Source organism: Actinomycetospora sp. C-140 (assembly GCF_054796175.1).
On sequence record NZ_JBTWNF010000002.1, the window covers coordinates 173,815 to 190,967 of the forward strand.

Annotated in this window: 19 protein-coding genes; 7 read left to right on the forward strand and 12 right to left on the reverse strand. The window is 72.9% G+C overall.

Annotated elements, in window-relative coordinates:
- The first annotated feature begins 106 nt into the window (after window positions 1–106).
- Window positions 107–1,054, forward strand: coding sequence for a zinc-binding dehydrogenase (locus tag ACR9E3_RS03805; protein WP_460378658.1), 948 nt, complete (start codon window positions 107–109; stop codon window positions 1,052–1,054).
- A 4-nt stretch (window positions 1,055–1,058) separates the two neighbouring features.
- Here the strand turns inward: ACR9E3_RS03805 and ACR9E3_RS03810 are convergent, their stop codons facing one another.
- The 10 genes from ACR9E3_RS03810 to ACR9E3_RS03855 form a co-directional block, all read right to left on the reverse strand.
- A complete protein-coding gene (locus tag ACR9E3_RS03810) occupies window positions 1,059–1,616 on the reverse strand; it encodes a DUF3558 family protein (protein ID WP_460378661.1) in 558 nt (185 codons plus the stop codon).
- Window positions 1,613–1,957, reverse strand: coding sequence for a PE domain-containing protein (locus ACR9E3_RS03815; RefSeq protein ID WP_460378664.1), 345 nt, complete (start codon window positions 1,955–1,957; stop codon window positions 1,613–1,615). The genes ACR9E3_RS03810 and ACR9E3_RS03815 overlap by 4 nt, the downstream gene beginning before the upstream one ends.
- Before the next feature lie 139 nt (window positions 1,958–2,096).
- Complete coding sequence (locus ACR9E3_RS03820; protein ID WP_460378666.1) at window positions 2,097–2,666, reverse strand: DUF3558 family protein; 570 nt, start codon at window positions 2,664–2,666, stop codon at window positions 2,097–2,099.
- Window positions 2,663–3,007, reverse strand: coding sequence for a hypothetical protein (locus ACR9E3_RS03825; RefSeq protein ID WP_460378668.1), 345 nt, complete (start codon window positions 3,005–3,007; stop codon window positions 2,663–2,665). The genes ACR9E3_RS03820 and ACR9E3_RS03825 overlap by 4 nt, the downstream gene beginning before the upstream one ends.
- Window positions 3,008–3,144: 137 nt before the next feature.
- Entirely contained in the window at window positions 3,145–3,810 is a 666-nt protein-coding gene (locus ACR9E3_RS03830) for a response regulator (protein ID WP_460378671.1), read from the reverse strand.
- A complete protein-coding gene (locus ACR9E3_RS03835; protein WP_460378673.1) occupies window positions 3,798–4,928 on the reverse strand; it encodes a sensor histidine kinase in 1,131 nt (376 codons plus the stop codon). The genes ACR9E3_RS03830 and ACR9E3_RS03835 overlap by 13 nt, the downstream gene beginning before the upstream one ends.
- Before the next feature lie 59 nt (window positions 4,929–4,987).
- Window positions 4,988–5,782, reverse strand: coding sequence for a MerR family transcriptional regulator (locus tag ACR9E3_RS03840; RefSeq protein ID WP_460378676.1), 795 nt, complete (start codon window positions 5,780–5,782; stop codon window positions 4,988–4,990).
- A gap of 46 nt (window positions 5,783–5,828) precedes the next feature.
- Window positions 5,829–6,803: an aldo/keto reductase gene (locus tag ACR9E3_RS03845; RefSeq protein ID WP_460378677.1), complete on the reverse strand. Its 975-nt coding sequence runs from the start codon at window positions 6,801–6,803 to the stop codon at window positions 5,829–5,831.
- 39 nt (window positions 6,804–6,842) lie between these two features.
- Window positions 6,843–7,874: an S-adenosylmethionine:tRNA ribosyltransferase-isomerase gene (locus ACR9E3_RS03850; RefSeq protein ID WP_460378680.1), complete on the reverse strand. Its 1,032-nt coding sequence runs from the start codon at window positions 7,872–7,874 to the stop codon at window positions 6,843–6,845.
- A complete protein-coding gene (locus ACR9E3_RS03855) occupies window positions 7,871–8,569 on the reverse strand; it encodes an SDR family NAD(P)-dependent oxidoreductase (RefSeq protein WP_460378682.1) in 699 nt (232 codons plus the stop codon). Before ACR9E3_RS03855 ends, ACR9E3_RS03850 begins: the two co-directional genes overlap by 4 nt.
- A gap of 202 nt (window positions 8,570–8,771) precedes the next feature.
- Here ACR9E3_RS03855 and ACR9E3_RS03860 point away from each other — a divergent pair, with 202 nt between their 5' ends.
- The 5 genes from ACR9E3_RS03860 to ACR9E3_RS03880 all read left to right on the forward strand — a co-directional run bounded on the left by ACR9E3_RS03860 (window position 8,772) and on the right by ACR9E3_RS03880 (window position 14,053).
- Window positions 8,772–9,668, forward strand: coding sequence for a LysR family transcriptional regulator (locus ACR9E3_RS03860; protein ID WP_460378684.1), 897 nt, complete (start codon window positions 8,772–8,774; stop codon window positions 9,666–9,668).
- A 60-nt stretch (window positions 9,669–9,728) separates the two neighbouring features.
- Window positions 9,729–10,820 (forward strand): hypothetical protein, encoded by a 1,092-nt coding sequence (locus ACR9E3_RS03865; protein ID WP_460378686.1) that lies wholly within the window; start codon window positions 9,729–9,731, stop codon window positions 10,818–10,820.
- 9 nt (window positions 10,821–10,829) lie between these two features.
- Window positions 10,830–11,732 carry a fumarylacetoacetate hydrolase family protein gene (locus ACR9E3_RS03870; protein WP_460378687.1) on the forward strand — a complete coding sequence of 301 codons (903 nt, stop codon included), beginning with the start codon at window positions 10,830–10,832 and terminating at the stop codon, window positions 11,730–11,732.
- The gene (locus ACR9E3_RS03875; RefSeq protein ID WP_460378688.1) at window positions 11,732–12,673 is read left to right on the forward strand and encodes an MBL fold metallo-hydrolase; all 942 of its coding nucleotides are present in this window, start codon (window positions 11,732–11,734) and stop codon (window positions 12,671–12,673) included. Before ACR9E3_RS03870 ends, ACR9E3_RS03875 begins: the two co-directional genes overlap by 1 nt.
- Before the next feature lie 180 nt (window positions 12,674–12,853).
- Complete coding sequence (locus tag ACR9E3_RS03880; protein WP_460378690.1) at window positions 12,854–14,053, forward strand: amidohydrolase family protein; 1,200 nt, start codon at window positions 12,854–12,856, stop codon at window positions 14,051–14,053.
- Window positions 14,054–14,145: 92 nt separating this feature from the next.
- On the opposite strand, the gene ACR9E3_RS03885 is transcribed toward ACR9E3_RS03880, so the two are convergent.
- Window positions 14,146–15,204 (reverse strand): plasmid pRiA4b ORF-3 family protein, encoded by a 1,059-nt coding sequence (locus ACR9E3_RS03885; RefSeq protein WP_460378692.1) that lies wholly within the window; start codon window positions 15,202–15,204, stop codon window positions 14,146–14,148.
- A 163-nt stretch (window positions 15,205–15,367) separates the two neighbouring features.
- Here ACR9E3_RS03885 and ACR9E3_RS03890 point away from each other — a divergent pair, with 163 nt between their 5' ends.
- Complete coding sequence (locus tag ACR9E3_RS03890; RefSeq protein ID WP_460378694.1) at window positions 15,368–16,393, forward strand: GGDEF domain-containing protein; 1,026 nt, start codon at window positions 15,368–15,370, stop codon at window positions 16,391–16,393.
- 54 nt (window positions 16,394–16,447) lie between these two features.
- Here the strand turns inward: ACR9E3_RS03890 and ACR9E3_RS03895 are convergent, their stop codons facing one another.
- Window positions 16,448–17,128 (reverse strand): GntR family transcriptional regulator, encoded by a 681-nt coding sequence (locus ACR9E3_RS03895; RefSeq protein ID WP_460378696.1) that lies wholly within the window; start codon window positions 17,126–17,128, stop codon window positions 16,448–16,450.
- Window positions 17,129–17,153: the final 25 nt, after the last annotated feature.

The window sequence follows — 17,153 nt, forward strand, 5'->3', positions numbered from 1 at the left end:
CCCTCCCGCTTCCCGACGACGCTAGACGAGGGTCCCGACAGCCCCGGTCTCCGGGGGCGCGCGTGTCTCTTGACCTCGACCTTCCTTCAGCGTCGACCCTCCCGGCATGGACGTGGTGCAGGTCGAGAGATTCGGTGGACCCTCGGTGTTGCGGCCGGCGACGGTGGCCGACCCGGTGGCCGGTCTCGGCGAGGCGGTGATCGAGGTGACCGCCGCCGACGTGATGTTCCTGGACACCCTGCTGCGCTCGGGTTGGGGTTCGGGCTTCTTCCCGCTCTCGCTGCCGTACGTGCCGGGGAGCGGGGTCGTCGGGCACGCCTCCGGCCGTCGCGTCGTGGCCGACACGAAGCAGGACGTGGGCGGCGCGGAGATCCCGGTCGGCGGCTACGCCTCCCGGGCCGTGGTGGCTTTGTCGGAGCTGATCCCGGTGCCCTCGGGTCTCGGTGACCATTCCTCGGTCGCGCTCCTCCACGACGGCCCGACGGTCCAGTTGCTGCTGGAGGCCGTATCGGCGGCGGCGGGTTCGCGGGTGCTCGTGATGGCGGCGGCCGGCGGGGCGGGGGTGCTGCTCGTGCAGGAGCTGACCCGCCGCGGGGTGGAGGTCGTCGCTGCCGCTCGTGGTGCTTCGAAAGCCGAAGTACTTCGGTCGCTCGGCGCGGCCCAGGTCGTGGACTACGGGGAGCCCGACTGGTCTGACCGGGTCGGGACCGTCGACACGGTGCTGGACGGGGCCGGGAGCGCGCTCGGTCGTACGGCGTTCTCGCTGGTCTCGGACGGCGGTCGGTTCGTGTCGTACGGGACGGCGGGCGGGGAGTTCGCTGTTCCGGACGCATCGGACGCCGCTCGGCGCGGGATCGCGGTGACAGGTCTGACCGACCTCCCGCGACTGGACCGGGCGCGGCGCCGTGCGCTGGTGGAACGGACGCTGGAGGAAGCCGCAGCCGGGCGGTACCGGCCCGTCATCGGCCAGACCTTCCCGCTGGCTCGGGCTGCCGACGCGCACGCGGCGATCGCGGCGCGGGAGACGGTGGGGAAGACGCTCCTGATCCCGTGAGCCGTCACTTCCCAGGCGGGACGGCCAACGATCCGACGATCTCTGTAGCGACGGCTTCCGCCTGCGGGCACGCCCTCACAGCGTGTCGGCCCGAAGCAGCGGCCTGATCGTCATACGTCGCGATGAGACCCTGACCCACCGCCGTACCAACGGTGACCGTGCACGAGAACGAATCTGCAGACGCCTGCTCCCGTGTCCCCGGAAGTCCCCCGATGGTGATCGGCTGCAAGATCGCAAACTTGCGAAGGCGGTACGCATCGACGAGTACGTCGCGGGCCGGCGAAACGATCACGCTGACGAATTGATCGTCGCTCGGGGCCGTCCACCAGCACGATCGCTCTCCGGTGCTGAGCAGCCGCAGCTCCCCCGTGGGGTTGAAGCCGAGACGCGACCAGGCCCCTCGGTCGAGTAGCCGACATGGGTCGTTCGCGGCCACTCCAAGGTCTCGCGTCGTCCCGGGAAGCGGCGCCCCGAAGCGCTGGTCGCTCGGCGGTTGGGGAGCCGCCTGGCCACACGAAGCCACCAGCGCGAGGGTGAGCAGGCACAACAGTCGCTTGATCATCGCCGTTGAGCGAAACTCCGTCTCGCGCCGTCATCAGCGTGCTCGTAGTCCGCGAAGCCAGCTCGGAGCGCATCGATCATGCGGGTGAGCTCGGCGATGCCTTGATCGAGCGACTCCATCAGGGACGCGGGCGAACCGTTCGCTCGCCTACTCAGTGCCGTCGCAGCATCGATGCTGACCTGGTCCGCAGCCCCTGGACGGACGTCGGTCAGGGAGAGCGCCTCATCACGGATGCTGCGGAGTTCTCGGCGGGCGGCCTCCAGCTCCTGGATCGCGCGGGGTGCCTGAGTGATGTCGACGCTGAAGGACCCCTTGGCGTCCAGGCCCCCGGGCTGGGTCATGGGCGTCGTCCCTCCTCCTGCCGTCGATCAGTGAAACGCTAGCGAGCGCGACGTGGTCGTGGGGTCGCTTCGCTCGAACCCGACCCCGGGGGTGGGGTGGTCGCGAGCAACCGTGTCCTGAGGACACGGGTTGCTGGAACTACTTGCCGGGGAGGGGAGGGAGAGCGGCGACGATGCGCTCGGCGACCTGCTGCCCGCGGGCACACGGATCAGAGCCGGACGAAGCCGAAGCCGCGCCGAACTCCGAGTAGTTCACGATGAACCCCTGCCCATTCGCCGTACCAACGGTGACGGAGCAGGTCAGGGCTCCTCGAAAGCTTTGCTCAACCGTTGCGGGCAGTCCACCGATGGTCGTTGGTCGAAAGAGGGCGAACTGCCGTGCCCGGTAGGTGTCGACCAGGACGTCGCGTCCGGGAACGACGATGAAGGAGGCCGACCGTTCGTTGGCAGGACCCTCGAGGTCGCACGACTCCTCCCCGGTCATCAGAGTCCTCGGCCGACCGCTCTCCCCGAAGCCGAGAGCGGCCCAATCCGACCCGGTGAGCGGCCCGGCGCAGGGTCGCGCCCCGTATGGCGCGACATCTCTCGGCTCCGTGACGGCGGGTGCACCGAATCGATCGGTGGTCAGCGGCTGACTCGTGGGCTCCGGTCGAGATGCGCATGCGGCGACGAGTAGGAGAAGAGCCATCAGCATCCCAGCGCGCATCATGGCTGTTGGCTGAGCGCAGAACGCGCTTGCTCATCGCCGGCTCGGTAGTTCTCGAAGCTCGCGCGAAGTGCATCGATCATCCGGGAGAGCTCTTGGATTCCGCCGTCGAGCGCCTGCATGAATGAGGCAGGCGATCCGACACCCGCCAATCCGAGTGCTTGCGCAGCATCGAGACTGACCTGGTCTCGGGACGGCGGGTTCACCTGACCGAGGGTCTGCGCTTCGCTTCGAATGGACACGAGTTCCCGGCGCGCCTGCTCCAACTCCCGGATCGCTCCCGGCGCCTGGGAGATGTCGACGCTGAAGGACCCCTTGTCACCCAACCCACCGGGTTCGGTCATGGCGCGGTCCTCCTCCGGCTCGTCGAGCGGATCTCACGCTAGCGATCGAGGGCCCGACGCGGGTGCCGTTCGGCTGAGATCGCCAGCCCGGTGACGATCCCGGTCAGATGTGACACCGCTCGTCACCCGGGCAGCGATCACCGCTCCGCGTCGTGCACCAGCAGGGCGATCTGGGTGCGGTTGTCGAGGTCGAGCTTCGAGAGCACGTGCGAGACGTGCGCCTTCACGGTCGCGACGCTCATGTACGCCTCGGCGGCGATCTCGGCGTTGGAGCAGCCGCGGGCGATGGCGTCGGCGACGTCGCGCTCCCGATCACTGAGAGACCGCAGAGAAGCCCGGGCCTTCTCCCGCGTGCCCTCCTCCGCTCCGGCGCGCTCCATCAGCCGGCGGGTGACGGTCGGCGACAGGATGGGGTCACCGAGAGCGACCCGCTTCACCGCATCGACGATCTGCGCCGGCGGCGTGTCCTTGAGCAGGAAGCCGCTGGCGCCGGCGCGCAGGGCGTGGAGCACGTTCTCGTTGCTGTCGAAGGTCGTGAGCACGACGACCTCGGGCGGGTTCGGGCGCTCGCGCAGCCGCTTCGTCGCAGCCAGTCCGCCGACGCGGGGCATGCGCAGGTCCATCAGGACGACGTGCGGGGCGTGGGCGTCGACGAAGCCCGGCACCTCGTCGCCGTCCGACGCCTCGCCGACGACGCGGATGCCGTCGGCGCCGTCGAGCATCATCGTCAGGGCGCCGCGGACGAGGGCGTCGTCGTCGACGACGAGCACGCGGATCCCGTCCTCGGAGCTCACGCCGGCCACGGTAGTTCGGCGATCACCCGGAAGTCGCCGTCGGGCGTCTCGCCGTGCTCGAGACGCCCACCCACGGACGCCGCGCGCTCACCGAGCCCGACGAGCCCGGTGCCGCGCCCGTCGGACGACGACCGCGGGTCCGGCACCCGGTTGCGGACCTCGATCCGGAGCATCGACCCCGGCGAACCCGAGACCGCGACGCGCACCGTCTCCCCCGCCGCGTGCTTCCGCGCGTTCGTCAGCCCCTCCTGCACGATCCGGTACGCGGTGCGGCCCAGGGTGTCGGGGACCTCGGTGACCTGGTCGTCCAGCTCCACCGTCGCCCCCGCGTCCCGCGACTCCGCGATCAGCGTGGGGAGGTCGGCGAGCGTCGGCTGCGGCGGCGCCTGGCTGTCGGAGACGCCCACGAGGTCGTCGGCCCGCAGCACGCCGATCACCTCCCGCAGCTCCTCGAGCGCCTGGTGCGCGCCCGCCCGCACGACGCTCGCGGCACGGGCGACCTGCTCGGCGGAGGCGTCCGGGCGGTACTCCAGGGCTCCCGCCGACGCCGCGACCAGCGAGAGCCGGTGGCCGAGGACGTCGTGCATCTCCCGCGCGATCGTCGCGCGCTCGTGCCGGCGGGCCGCCGCGATGCGCTCGGCCTGCTCCTCCCGGTCGCGCTGCTCGCGGTCGACCCGCGCTGCCTCCCGTTGCCGGACGAGCGCCCCCCACGCGACGAGGGCGGCGTGCACGGCCACGTCGATCACCAGCAACCAGCCGTACGGCAGGCCGGGGATCGGGCGGACGACGCCCTGGATCGCGTGGGCGACCGTGCTCGCGAGACCCACCCACACCGCGACGGACAGCGGCCGCTGCGACGCGACCCGCAGCACCGCGATCGTGGCGGCCGGGGTGGCCGCCGGCGAGAACGTCGCGAGCACGGCCATGCCGAGCGCCCCGGGCACCGGCCGGCGGATCAGCACCGGGACCAGCGCACACGCGAGGAGCGTCGCCGCGATGTCGGTGACGGTGGCGGGGAGCGACGCGCGGGTGTCGGTGCGGCTGATCACCGACAGGCCGCCGAGGACGGCGACGACGAGGAGCACGGTCACCGTCGCCCAGCGCTGCTCCCGACGGCCTGCCTCCATGTCGCGGAGCGTAGGCGGCGGTCGACCGCGCGCACATCAGACGAAAGTCGAGCCGCCGTTCACTCCGGACGCATCGCGTTGGCGTGCACGGCGTCGTGGACGTACTGCGCCAGGCCCGTCGCCTGGTCCTCGTAGGTCTTCCGGAACCGCTCGTCGTCGACGTACATCCGGGAGATGCAGGCGTGGAACTCCGGCGAGCAGTCGAAGAACCACCGCGCCATGTGCTGTCGGTGGGCCTCCGCGACGTCCATGGCGCGTTCGCCGTCGGCGGGCTCGCCGGCCTGCAGGGCGGCGACGAAGCGGGCGTTGACGTCGTCCGTCTCGGCCTTGATCGTCTCCCAGTCGGCCTTCGTGTAGCGCGTGGTGCGCTCCTGGGACTGGCGCCACGCCTCCGTGTCGCCCCAGCGCTCCTGCGCCTCCTCCTGGTACTCCTCCGAGTACCCCTCGCCGAACAGCTCCCGCTGCTCCTCACGCGTCAGCTGGATGCCGGACACTGCTGCCTCCAGGGCTCGATCGATGGCCGTGACGAGCTCGGTGAGCTCGCCCAGCCGGGACATGACCGCGGCCCGTTGCCGGCGCAGGTGCCCGGCGACGTCGGCGTCGGGGTCGTCGAGGAGGACGGCGACCTCCTCGAGCGAGAACCCCAGCCGCCGGTAGACGACCACGTGCTGCAGGCGCACGAGGTCGTCGTCGATGTAGATCCGGTACCCCGACGCACTGCGGCGGCTCGGGCGCAGGAGCCCGATCTCGTCGTAGTGGTGCAGGGTCCGGACCGTCACCCCGGAACGCTCGGCCACCTGGCCGACCGTCCACTGTGTCACCGGCTGGGTGGTCCCCGGTGCCGTCTCGGTCATGGGAACCACCCTCGGCCCTCTCGTCGCGTGAGGGTCAAGTGTCGCGTCAGGCGACGCCTTCGGGCGAGGCGCCGCTCACCTGGACGCCGTCGGCGGTGATCTTCTCGATCTCGGCGAGGTCGTCGGCGGACAGCGAGACGTCGACCGCGGCCAGCGAGCGCTCGATGTTCTTGTCCGACCGCGCCCCGACGATCGCGACGTCGATGCCGTCCTGGGCCAGCACCCACGCGATCGCGAGCTGGGAGACCTCGCAGCCCTTGTCGGCGGCGAACGACTTCAGCCGCTCGACGACCTCGAGGTTCGTCCGGAACTTCTCGCCGTTGAAGGCGGAGGCCTGCGCGCGCCAGTCGGAGTCCTCGAAGGTGGTCGAGGAGTCCATCGTGCCCGTCAGCAGGCCCGAGCCGAGCGGGCTGTAGACGAGGGTGCCGATGTCGTGCTGGCGCACGTACGGGAGCACGTCGTCCTCGATCCCGCGGCGGAACAGATGGTACGGCGGCTGCAGCGTCTCCACCGGCCGGCGACGGTCGAACGCGGCCATCTGCTCGGCGGAGTAGTTCGACACCCCGACGTGCCGGATCTTGCCCTCGTCGACCAGCTCCTGCAGGTAGCCCGCCGTGTCCTCGAACGGTGTCTGCTCGTCGGGCCAGTGCACCTGGTAGAGGTCGATGTGGTCGATCTTCATCGCCTTCAGGGACGACTCGACACCCGAGCGCAGCCACTCCCGGCGGGAGTCGCGCGGACGGTCGGTGCCGGGGTTGATGCCGCCCTTGGTGGCGATGACGACGGAGTCCCGGTCACGGTCCAGCTCGTTGCGCAGGGCGTTGGCGAGGACCTCCTCGGACTCGCCGAAGCCGTAGGCCTGGGCGGTGTCGAAGAAGTTCACGCCGAGGTCCAGCGCGTGCCGGATCGCCCGCTGCGCGGCGTCGGCGTCGTAGGAGCCCCACTCGCCCGAGACCTGCCAGGTGCCGAACGCGATCCGCGACACCTGCAGGTCGGTCTTGCCCAATCGCGTCGTCTGCATGCGCTTCGCGTACCCGGGTGACCGTGGCCGGGAACGACCTCACGGCAGGAGGAGTGTCGAGTCACCGAACTCGTGCCACAGGTAGCGCTCGGCCACCGCGGCCTCGTAGGTGCGCCCGACGAGCTCCGGGCCGGCCACGGCCTCGAGCAGCGCGAGGTGGCTCGCCTCGGGTTCGTGCAGCCCCGAGATCAGCCCGGTGATCGTGCGCGCGGGACGGTGGGCGCCGAGGACGAGGTCGGTCCACCCGTGTCCCGGGGACACGGTGCCATCGGGTGCGGCCACCGTCTCCAGCGCCCGCACGACCGTCGTCCCGACCGCGACGACCCGCGACCCGACCGCGTGCGCCGAGTTGACCAGCCGCGCGGTCGCCCGCGGCACCGTGTACCGCTCGGGCGTCGGCGGCTCGTGCTTCTCCGGGCTCGACACCCCCGCGTGCAGGACGAGCGGCGCCACCGTCACGCCGCGGGCCATCAGCCGCACGAGCAGCTGCTCCGAGAGCGGGCGCCCGGCGCTCGGCATCTCGGCGCTGCCGGGCTCGGTGGCGTAGACGGTCTGGTGGTCGGCGAGCGGGAAGCGGCCCTCGAGGTGCCCGTACGCGATCGGGCGCCCGTACGTCGCGAGGTACCCGGCCAGCCCGACCAGCGGCCACGGGCGCGCCCGCCACAGCCGCCGCGGGGCGAGCTCGTCGGGATACGGCGCGACCAGCGTCAGCACGACGCCGGGCAGCCCGAGCCGGTCGCCGGGGGCGACGTCGCGCTCGGGGCCGTCGGGACGGCGCGGCTCGACGACCCAGTCGCCGTCGTCGAGCGCCGTCGCGACGTGCAGCGTCATCGGCCGCCCGTCGTGGTGCCGGACGTCGAGCGCGGCCGGCAGCGTCGCGGAGGTGTTGACGACGAGCAGGTCGCCCGGCTCGAGGACGGCCGCGAGCTCGCCGAACCGCCGGTGCTCGACGCGGTCGGGTCGGGCGACGAGCAGCCGCACACCGTCGCGGGCGAGGCCGCGGTGCTCGGGCGGCTCGTGGGCCTCGGCTCCGGGCGGCAGGAGGAAGCGGGTGGACGGGATGACGATCACGACGTCACCGCCGGGGCCAGGTCGGCGGCGCGGTAGCGGCCGCTCGGGTGATCGCCGTCGATGAGGACGCGCAGCGCGGGGACGACGGTCTCGGGCTCGGGGCGGTCGCTGATGTCCTCGTCCGGGAACGCCTCCTGGTGCATGACGGTGCGCATGTCGCCGGGGTCGACGACCAGGACGCGCCACTGCGGGTTCTCGACGGCGAGGACGGCGCCGAGGAACTCCAGCGCCGCCTTCGACGTGCCGTAGCCGCCCCAGCCGTCCATCGGCTCGGCGCCGGCGTCGGACGTGATCGCGACGATCCGCGCACCGGGCCGCAGGAGCCCGCGCAGCGCCTGGACCAGCCCGAGCGGGGCGACGACGTTGACGCGCATGACCTGTTCGAGCACGTCGAGGGGGTAGTCGGCGAGCTGCGGCTGCGGGCTCGGCCCGAGCAGGCTCGCGTTGAGGACGAGGACGTCCAGGCCGCCGAGGTCGTCGACGGTCTCGGCGAGCTCCGCGCGGTGGGCGGGGTCGGCGACGTCGCCGGGCACGGGCACCACGTCGGGCAGCCCCGCGACCGCGGCGGCGAGCTCGTCGCCGTGCCGGGCGTCGACGACGACCCGCCAGCCGTCGGTCGCGAGGTCGGCGGTCAGGGCTCGTCCGAGTCCGCGGGACGCGCCGGTGATGAGTGCGGTGGGTCGGTGTTCGGTCATGCGCTCGACGGTGCGACCTGGACAAAGGTCGAGGTCAAGCACCGGTTCCGCGCAGCGCGATCGAGGCTGCGCGGCCGGGACAGCCCGGGTCCGTGGAAGACGCTTCGGATGTCGAAGCATCTCGAGCACCCGAGCCCCGGGCATCGAGCCGTTCCTCCGGGAGGCCCGTCGCAGTAGCGTCGCCGGGCACGGAGGACGGGACATGGACATACGGGAACTCCGCTACGTGGTGACGCTGGCGGAGGAACGGCACTTCCGGAAGGCAGCCGAGCGGCACTACATCGCTCCGCAGGCCTTCGGGCGGCATGTCCGTGCCCTCGAGAAGGAGATCGGCGCGCGGCTGTTCGACCGCACGAGCCGGCGGGTCGACCTCACGCCCGCCGGAGCACGGCTGGTCGAGCGGGCCCGGGACGTCCTCGCCCGTGTCGACGACCTCGCGGCCGCCGTCCGCGACGCGCCGCCCGCGCACGACGACGGTGTCGTCCGCGTCGGCGTCCTCGGCTTCGGGGCCGCCGACCGCTGGCCGGCGCTGCGCCGGCTCGTCCAGGCCCAGCTCCCCACCAGCACCCTCGTCCACATCGAGCTGGACTGGGACTCGCAGTTCGACGCCGTGCGCGAGGGCGAGGTCGACGTCGCCGTGGTCCACGACGTCGGACCCGTCGACGGCCTGCGTCTCGACCACGTGCTGAGGGCCGGGCGGGTCGCCGTGGTGCCGGTCGCGTCCCCGTTCGCAGACGCCGAGCGGCTCGAGGAGGACGACGTCGCGGGCTCGCCGTGGGTGCGCCCGGTCGGGCGGCACCCCGGTCTCGGACGCTGGGCCGGACCGGCGACGCAGGTGTCGCGCCGCAGCCCGATGGTGCGCACCCCGGCCGCGATCCCGGCGGCCGTCGCGACGTCGGGGATGCTCGGCATCCACGGCGACCCGGCGCGGCGGTTCTTCGCCCGGCCCGACGTGCGCTTCGTGCCGCTGGCGGGCGAGGAGTGCCACGTCTCGGTGGCCACGCGCGTCGACGACACCTCGCGCACGGCGCTCGCGTTCCGCCAGGCGGCGGACCTGGTGGGCGTGTCAAGCCCGGATCGCAACCGAACCGGCACCTGATCCGCGACGGGATCCGCGCCACGGTGGCTTCCACGACCCCGACGACGTGGGAGGCCCACGATGCCCCGCCGGCTCAGCGACCACTTCGGCCACCTCTTCCCGACGACCGCGGTGGGTTCCTACCCGCGGCCCAAGTGGAACACCTTCGACCTCGGCGGCGAGGACATCCGCGTGGCGATGCGCCGCGGTGACTTCGCCGAGGCCTACTCCGACGGCGTCCGCGCCATGATCGGCGACCAGATCGACGCCGGGATCGACCTGCCGACCGACGGGCACCTCTGGTACGACCGCCACGAGGGCTTCATCTCCTCGTTCCTGCTCTACCCCGCCTACCACCTCGACGGCATCACGGTGGAGCCCGCGCCGAACCACCTGTTCGACATGTTCGGCACCGAGACCGCGGCGCCGTTCGCCGGCACGTGGAGCGAGGTCGCCGTCGACGGGCCGATCGGTCGCGGCACGATGCACCTCGCCGACCTGTGGAGCGCCGCGCGCGCCGTCAGCCCCCGCACCGTGAAGTTCGCCAGCGGCATGGGCCCGGCGAACATCGGCGGCTGGCTGACCGACCGCCACTACCACGACAAGAAGGCCCTGTACCGCGACCTCGCGGCCGCCTACAACGCCGAGTTCAAGGACGCGGTCGCCGCCGGGGTCGAGGTTCTCCAGCTCGACGACGTCGGCTTCACGCTGCACCAGCCCGAGGACTACCCGCTGGTCGTCGAGACGCTCAACCAGGCCCTCGAGGGCGTCGACGCCCTGACGATCTTCCACATCTGCCACCTGGCCAGCGGTGTCCCGGTCGGCATCACCCCGTACGCGGGCTTCCACGAGCTCGTCGCGAACGACCTGCAGGTCGACGCCGTCGAGTACGCGTTCGCCGAGACCGGCTTCCCCGACGACGACTTCGCCCTGTGGTCGCGCTTCCCCAGCGACAAGGGCATCGGGGTCGGCTGCATCGACATCAAGCGGCTGGTCGTCGAGACCCCGGAGGCGATCGCGGCCGGCGTGCGCAAGGCCCTCGAGCACGTCTCGCCCGACCGCGTGCACCTGACGTCGGACTGCGGGCTGTTCTCCTTGGCGCGGCCGATGGCGCGCGGGAAGCTCGTGTCCATGGCCAAGGCCGCGGAGCTGCTGCGGGCCGAGTTCGGCTGAGGAGGGTTCTTGCGCTGGAGCACGTTCCGTACGTCCGACGGCGACGAGCGGGTGGGCGTGTGGCGGGGCGACCTGCTGCACCCCGTCCGGAGCACCTCGTCGCTGCTCGAGCTGGTCGCCCGGGAGCGGCTGGACACGGCCGCGCAGGAGGCGGCGGACGAGCCGGGCGTCGACCCGGCCACCGTCACCCTCCTCGCCCCGATCCCGCGCCCGCCGTCGATCCGCGACTTCATGGCGTTCGAGGAGCACGTCGTCACGGCGAGCGCCGCGATCGGGCTGACGGTGGACCCGCTCTGGTACGAGCAGCCGGTCTTCTACTTCACCAACCCGGCGTCGTTGCGGGGACCGCACGACGAGGTCGCGGTCCCGCCCGGCAGCCAGGCGCTGGACTACGAGCTGGAGATCGCGGCGGTCATCGGGCGCGAGGGCCGGGACCTCGCGCCCGACGCGGCCGGGGCGTACATCGCGGGCTACGTGCTGTTCTGCGACTGGAGCGCCCGCGACCTGCAGGGCGCCGAGATGAAGCTGAACCTCGGCCCGGCCAAGGGCAAGGACTTCGCGTCGAGCTGCGGGCCGTGGATGCTCACGCCCGACGAGCTCGTCCCGTCCGCGGCGATGTCCGCGTCGGTCAACGACCGGGAGTGCAGCGCCGGGCGCCTCGACTCCCTGTACTGGAGCTTCGCCCAGATGATCGCCTACGCGTCGCGCGGCACCCGCGTCGTCCCGGGAGATCTCATCGGCTCGGGCACGGTCGGCACCGGCTGCCTGCTCGAGCTCTCCCGGGTGCACGGCGCGGAGACCTACCCGTGGCTGCAGGCCGGCGACCGCGTGCACCTCGAGGCCGACGGTCTCGGTGCGATCGACGCCGGGATCGTCCCGGGCGTCGACCCGATCCCGCTGAAGGAGACGTAGTGAGCTCCCGTCACGACGACATCACCGTCCCGGGTCCCCCGCGCCGCGAGGAGGTCTCCGACGGCATCCACGCCTACGTCCAGCCCGACGGCACGTGGTGGATCAACAACACCGGCTTCGTGGTGGGCCCGCAGGGCGTGCTCGCGATCGACGCGTGCTCCACCGAGCGGCGCACGCGCGCGTTCATCGACACCATCGCCTCGGTCACCGACCGTCCCGTCCGCACCCTGGTGAACACCCACCACCACGGCGACCACACCTTCGGCAACGCGCTGTTCGGTGGCGCCGCGATCGTCGCGCACGAGCGCGCCCGCGCCGAGGCGATCGCCTTCGGCCCGGCCCGCGAGCTGCCCTACTGGCAGAACCCCGAGTGGGGCGACCTCCCCCTCGACCCGCCGTTCGTGACCTTCACCGACCGCGTCGCGGTCCACGCGGGCGACCTGCGCGCCGAGGTCGTCCACGTCGGGACCCCCGCGCACACGACCAACGACACGATCGTCTGGTTCCCGGAGCGCTCGACGCTCTTCTGCGGCGACCTCGTCTTCAACGGCGGCACCCCGTTCCTGCTGATGGGGTCGGTGGCGGGCGCCGTCGACGTCCTCGAGAACGTCCTGAAGCCCCTCGCACCGCAGACCACCGTCCCCGGCCACGGGCCCGTCTACCACGACCAGGCCCCGCTCGACGCGACGCTGGACTACCTGCGCTTCGTCCTCGACGTCGCCGGGCGCGGCCGCGCGGCCGGCGTCAGCCCGCTCCAGGCGGCGCGCGACACCGACCTCGGGCGCTTCACGGACTGGCCGGACGCCGAACGCATCGTCGGCAACCTCCACCGCGCCTACGCCGAGCTCGACGGGCTCGACCGCGGCGGGCAGATCGACGTCTTCGCGGCGCTGGATGACATGGTCACCTACCACGGCGGCCCGCTGACCTGCTTCGCCTGACACCGGGACCGCGGTCGGCGACTCGCGCACCGGTGCCGCTCGACCTCGACGCCGGGGCCCGCTGAGACGCTTCGGTTTCCGAAGCATCTCCGGCACCGTCGCCGTCCACCCATCGACGGTCACCACGACACGGCGTCCCGTGCGGTGTCACCCTGGCCGCATCGGTCAGGGAGGCGATGCATGACGACGATCTCCGGCGCGGTGGTGTTCGACGGGACCGAGGTGCTCGGCCCCGCGAGCGTGACGATCGAGGGCGCGGTGATCACCGACGTCCGGCCGGGCGCCGAGGACGGCGGCGACATCGACGGCCGCGGCATGACCCTGCTGCCCGGGCTGATCGACGCCCACGTGCACCTGCGCGGCGCCGGCAACCTCGGCCAGGACCTGCGGCACGGGGTCACGACCGTGCTCGACATGTTCTCGGCACCGCCGCAGTTCACCGCGATGCTGCGCGGGCGCGCCGCGGCGCACACCCACGAGTCCGACCTGCGCAGCTCCGGGCTCATGGCCGGGGCGGTCGACGGCTGGCCCGCGGTGATGCTGCCGCCGGATCCGTCGGGCTGGCGGATGCCGGGGCTGTCCGGACCCGAGGACGCCGAGCAGTTCGTGGCCGACCGGGTCCGCGAGGGCTCCGACTACCTCAAGGTCTTCGTCGAGAACCCGGCCGACGTCGACCGTCCGGTGCTGAGCCCCGAGACCGTCGCCGCGGTGTGCGCCGCGGCCCGGTCGCACGGACTGATGACCGTCGCGCACGCCCCGACGCTCTGGGCGTTCCGCACGGCGATCGCGGCGGGGGTCGACGTCCTCACCCACGTGCCGCTCGACGGCTCCCTCGACGACGACCTCGACCTCGCCCGGCTCGTCGTCTCACCGACCCTCGCGATGATGCGGGCGCGCGCCGACGCCCGGAGCACCGACGACCTGCTCGCCGACCCGCGCCTGCTCGCGGGCCACGACCCCGAGGTCGTCGCCGCCCTGCGTGCCGGGGACCGGGGCCACCTCCCCGTCAGCGACCGCCCCGGCACCGCGTACGCGCACGCGGCGGAGAACCTCGCGCGCCTGGCCGACGCCGGGGCGACGATCCTGGCGGGCACCGACGCGAACGACGTCCCGGGCCACGCGGCGGCCGTCCTGCACGGCGCCTCGATGCACCTCGAGCTGGAGCTGCTCGTCCGCGCCGGGATGGCGCCGCGGGACGTGCTGCGGGCGGCGACGGCGACGCCCGCGGACGTCTTCGGGCTCGGTGACCGCGGGCGGATCGTGGTCGGACAGCGCGCCGACCTGCTGCTCGTCGCCGGCGACCCGGTCGCCGACATCACCGCGACCCGCGACATCCGCGGTGTGTGGCGGTCGGGTGTCCGGCTTTCTGCTGCTGTCTAGCGTCATCACGAGACGTCCGGAGACATCGTGAGACATCCCGAGCATCCGGCCGTCTGCCGCTCTCTCGCATCATCACTAGACGGCCCGAGAGTTCACGATTCCGGCGCGAACAGGCCGGTCCGCGGCAGCAACCACCCCGCCTCGGGCCCGGCGCGCCAGGTGTCCACCGACCGGTGGTCCTCCTGCTCGATCTGACCGAGCGCCATGAGCAGGTTCGCGTCCCGGAGGAGGGCGATCATCATGTCCTCCTCGCTGAGCGGCTCGCCCCGGCTGATCCAGTAGAGCCCGAGCCCGTCGTACAGCGCGGACACGAGAGCCTGGGTCCGCTGCGGGCCCTCGACCAGCAGGATCCCCACCACCGTCTCGATGAGGAGTCGCCGGAAGCTGCCCGCAGGGAAAGCGGCGCGCAGGCGACGCACGGACTCGACGGTGTCCGCCGCGCTCTTCGTCGGGGACAGGACCCCGTGCCGGGCGCGGGCGAGGCGGCTCCTGCGCACCAGGTCGTGGACGACGACGAGGGGATGCAGGTCGTCCTCCCGTTGCGCCGGCGGCGCCTCGTCACCCCTGGGGTGCCACATCGGGTACCGCTGCTGGATCTGCCGCACGACCGTCCGTGGCAGCCGACCCTGCGGGGTCAGCTGCACGCCGCCGGCGATGGCGTCGAGCACGACCTGGACCCCCGTCGGAACGCGGCCGAGGACACGCTGCAGGCGCGCGCCGATCCGGTCGGCGTCGAACGGACGCAGCTCGCCGGCCTCGCGGGCCCGGGCGTAACCGGTCGCGCCGCCGATGTCGTCGACCGGCTCGTCGCCCTCCCCGGACACGAGGCCCGGTTCGTGGTCGCCCGGACCGAGGACGGTGGCCGTGAACGACCACCAGTCCCCGAAGTCGTAGACGTAGCTGAGCTCCGGCGCCACGGCGCTCAGGCGGACCTCGGTGGCGTCGACCAGCTCCTCGTCCGCGTCCTCGTCGATCGGGCCGTACCGGGCCTCGCCGGCACCGAACTCGTAGAGGTGCGTGTCGACGAACCCGAGCGCCGCCTGCAGCAGGAGATGGACCTCGGCGAGGCTCGACGTCGCGGGGACGTCGAGCACCCGCAGCAGCGTCGGCGTGATCTCGTCGAGCCGGACCTGGAGCCGTGTCGTGCGCACCGACCCACCTCACCACGCGTGAGATCCGCGCCGACCGGGGCCGTTTCGATCCTCAGGTCGGGTGATGAACCAGGACCTGATGGACCCGAGTACATCCTGGGCGGCGACACTGGATCCGACGGCAGCGGTGGAGAGGACCGAGGGGCTGCCCAGGGGGAGGACCATGACGACGACTCAGGACCTGCGGGTCGCGGCCGGGCTCGCGCCGCCGAGGGCGTTCGACGCCGCGTGCCGGATGGTCGTCGACTACCTCGCGCAGGTCGTGCCGCTCGACGCCTGGGCGGTCACGCGCGTGGCCGACGGGCAGCAGACGATGCTGGTCACCGCCGACGCGGGCTACGGGCTCGCGCCGGGACTCAGCGCGCCGTGGACGGCGTCGATGTGCCAGTACATGGTGGCCGGCACGGCGCCGCGGATCGTGCCGAACACCCGCGAGGTGCCCGACCTCGAGCGCATCGCCTCCCAGGCGGCGGCCCAGGGCATGGACGTCGGGACCTACGTCGGCACGCCGATCGTCACCGGCGACGGCGCGCTGTTCGGCACGGTCGTGGGCATGAACCGCGAGCCGGTCGACCCGCGTCTCGTCGACCAGGAGCCGCTGCTCGACCTGCTCTCGAGCCTGCTGTCGTCGGTCCTCGAGGCGGACACCGCCGCCGTCGACTCCGCGCGCGCCCTCGAGCGGGCGGTCAGCGACGCCGAGACCGACGCGCTGACCGGCCTGCTCAACCGCCGCGGCTGGGAGCGCTGGCTCGAGCGCGAGGACGACCGCTTCCGCCGCTTCGGCGACCCGGCCTCGGTGGTGACGCTCGACCTCGACGGGCTCAAGGAGGTCAACGACACCGAGGGCCACGACGCGGGCGACCGCCACCTGCGCCACTGCGCCGCCGTCCTGCGCTCGACGATCCGCAGCACCGACCCGCTCGCCCGCCTCGGCGGTGACGAGTTCGCGCTCGTGGCGCAGGTCGGCACCGAGGACGCCGAGCGGCTCGTCGTCCGGCTCCGCGACGCCCTCGACTCCGCCGGGGTGCCGTGCTCGATCGGCACCGCACCGTTCACGGTCGGCGGCGGCTTCCCCGGCGCCTGCGCCGACGCCGACGCGCTGATGTACGAGAACAAGCGCGCCCGCCGCGGCGGCGACCGCAGCGTCCCCGGCCCCCGCCAGGACCCGCCGACCCTGCCGACCGCGTGAGGTGCGCCTCCGGCGCATGTGAGCACTTCGGAGTGCCCCAGCACTCCGAACTGCTCACATGCCGGAGGCACCGAGCTGCGCGGTCGCGGTCGCGGCGGCGTTCCTGATGTGGAGCACGCATGCGTCGGCCGCGGCCTCGGCGTCGCGGGCCTCGACCGCGTCGACGACGGCGCTCAGCTCCTGGGCGGCCTGCGCGGGCCGGCCCGGCGCGGACAGCGAGGTGGCGCGCAGCAGCCGCACCCGCGCCTGCAGGCCGGCGAGGGTCTGCTGGAGCGGCCCGCTCGCCGAGCCCTCCATGAGCACCTCGTAGAAGCGGTCCTTCGCCGCGAGGTGGTCGCCGGCCGCCTCGGCGCTGCGCGCGATCTCGTCGACGGCCTCGCGCAGCGCGTGGACCTGGTCGTCGCCGGCACGCTGGACGAAGCGCCGGACCGCCAGGGCTTCCAGCGACGCCCGCATCTCGTAGATGTCGGCCGCGTCGGACGCCGACAGCGATGTCACCTCGGCGCCGCGCTGCGGCACGACCGTGACCAGCCCCTCGGCCGCGAGCTGGCGGATCACCTCGCGGACCGTGGCCCGGGAGACCCCGAGGTTCTCGGTGAGCTCCCGCTCGATGAGCCGCTCGCCGGGGCGCAGCCGCAGGTCGAGGATCGCCGCGCGCACCCGGTCGGTCACCTGCTCCCGCAACGGCGCGGCGACCCGCGGCAGCGGCTCCGGGCCCCAGACGGAGGACGACACGACGTCCATGGTCCCACCCGCGCCG

What these genes read in the sequence shown, in the direction of transcription:
- ACR9E3_RS03865 (WP_460378686.1), top strand. Translation starts at nt 9,729, where the DNA reads ATGCCCCGCCGGCTCAGCGACCACTTCGGCCACCTCTTCCCGACGACC.
- ACR9E3_RS03880 (WP_460378690.1), top strand. Translation starts at nt 12,854, where the DNA reads ATGACGACGATCTCCGGCGCGGTGGTGTTCGACGGGACCGAGGTGCTC.
- ACR9E3_RS03860 (WP_460378684.1), top strand. Translation starts at nt 8,772, where the DNA reads ATGGACATACGGGAACTCCGCTACGTGGTGACGCTGGCGGAGGAACGG.
- ACR9E3_RS03840 (WP_460378676.1), bottom strand. Translation starts at nt 5,782, where the DNA reads ATGACCGAGACGGCACCGGGGACCACCCAGCCGGTGACACAGTGGACG.
- ACR9E3_RS03810 (WP_460378661.1), bottom strand. Translation starts at nt 1,616, where the DNA reads ATGATCAAGCGACTGTTGTGCCTGCTCACCCTCGCGCTGGTGGCTTCG.
- ACR9E3_RS03855 (WP_460378682.1), bottom strand. Translation starts at nt 8,569, where the DNA reads ATGACCGAACACCGACCCACCGCACTCATCACCGGCGCGTCCCGCGGA.
- ACR9E3_RS03845 (WP_460378677.1), bottom strand. Translation starts at nt 6,803, where the DNA reads ATGCAGACGACGCGATTGGGCAAGACCGACCTGCAGGTGTCGCGGATC.
- ACR9E3_RS03890 (WP_460378694.1), top strand. Translation starts at nt 15,368, where the DNA reads ATGACGACGACTCAGGACCTGCGGGTCGCGGCCGGGCTCGCGCCGCCG.
- ACR9E3_RS03825 (WP_460378668.1), bottom strand. Translation starts at nt 3,007, where the DNA reads ATGACCGAACCCGGTGGGTTGGGTGACAAGGGGTCCTTCAGCGTCGAC.
- ACR9E3_RS03835 (WP_460378673.1), bottom strand. Translation starts at nt 4,928, where the DNA reads ATGGAGGCAGGCCGTCGGGAGCAGCGCTGGGCGACGGTGACCGTGCTC.
- ACR9E3_RS03815 (WP_460378664.1), bottom strand. Translation starts at nt 1,957, where the DNA reads ATGACCCAGCCCGGGGGCCTGGACGCCAAGGGGTCCTTCAGCGTCGAC.
- ACR9E3_RS03820 (WP_460378666.1), bottom strand. Translation starts at nt 2,666, where the DNA reads ATGATGCGCGCTGGGATGCTGATGGCTCTTCTCCTACTCGTCGCCGCA.
- ACR9E3_RS03805 (WP_460378658.1), top strand. Translation starts at nt 107, where the DNA reads ATGGACGTGGTGCAGGTCGAGAGATTCGGTGGACCCTCGGTGTTGCGG.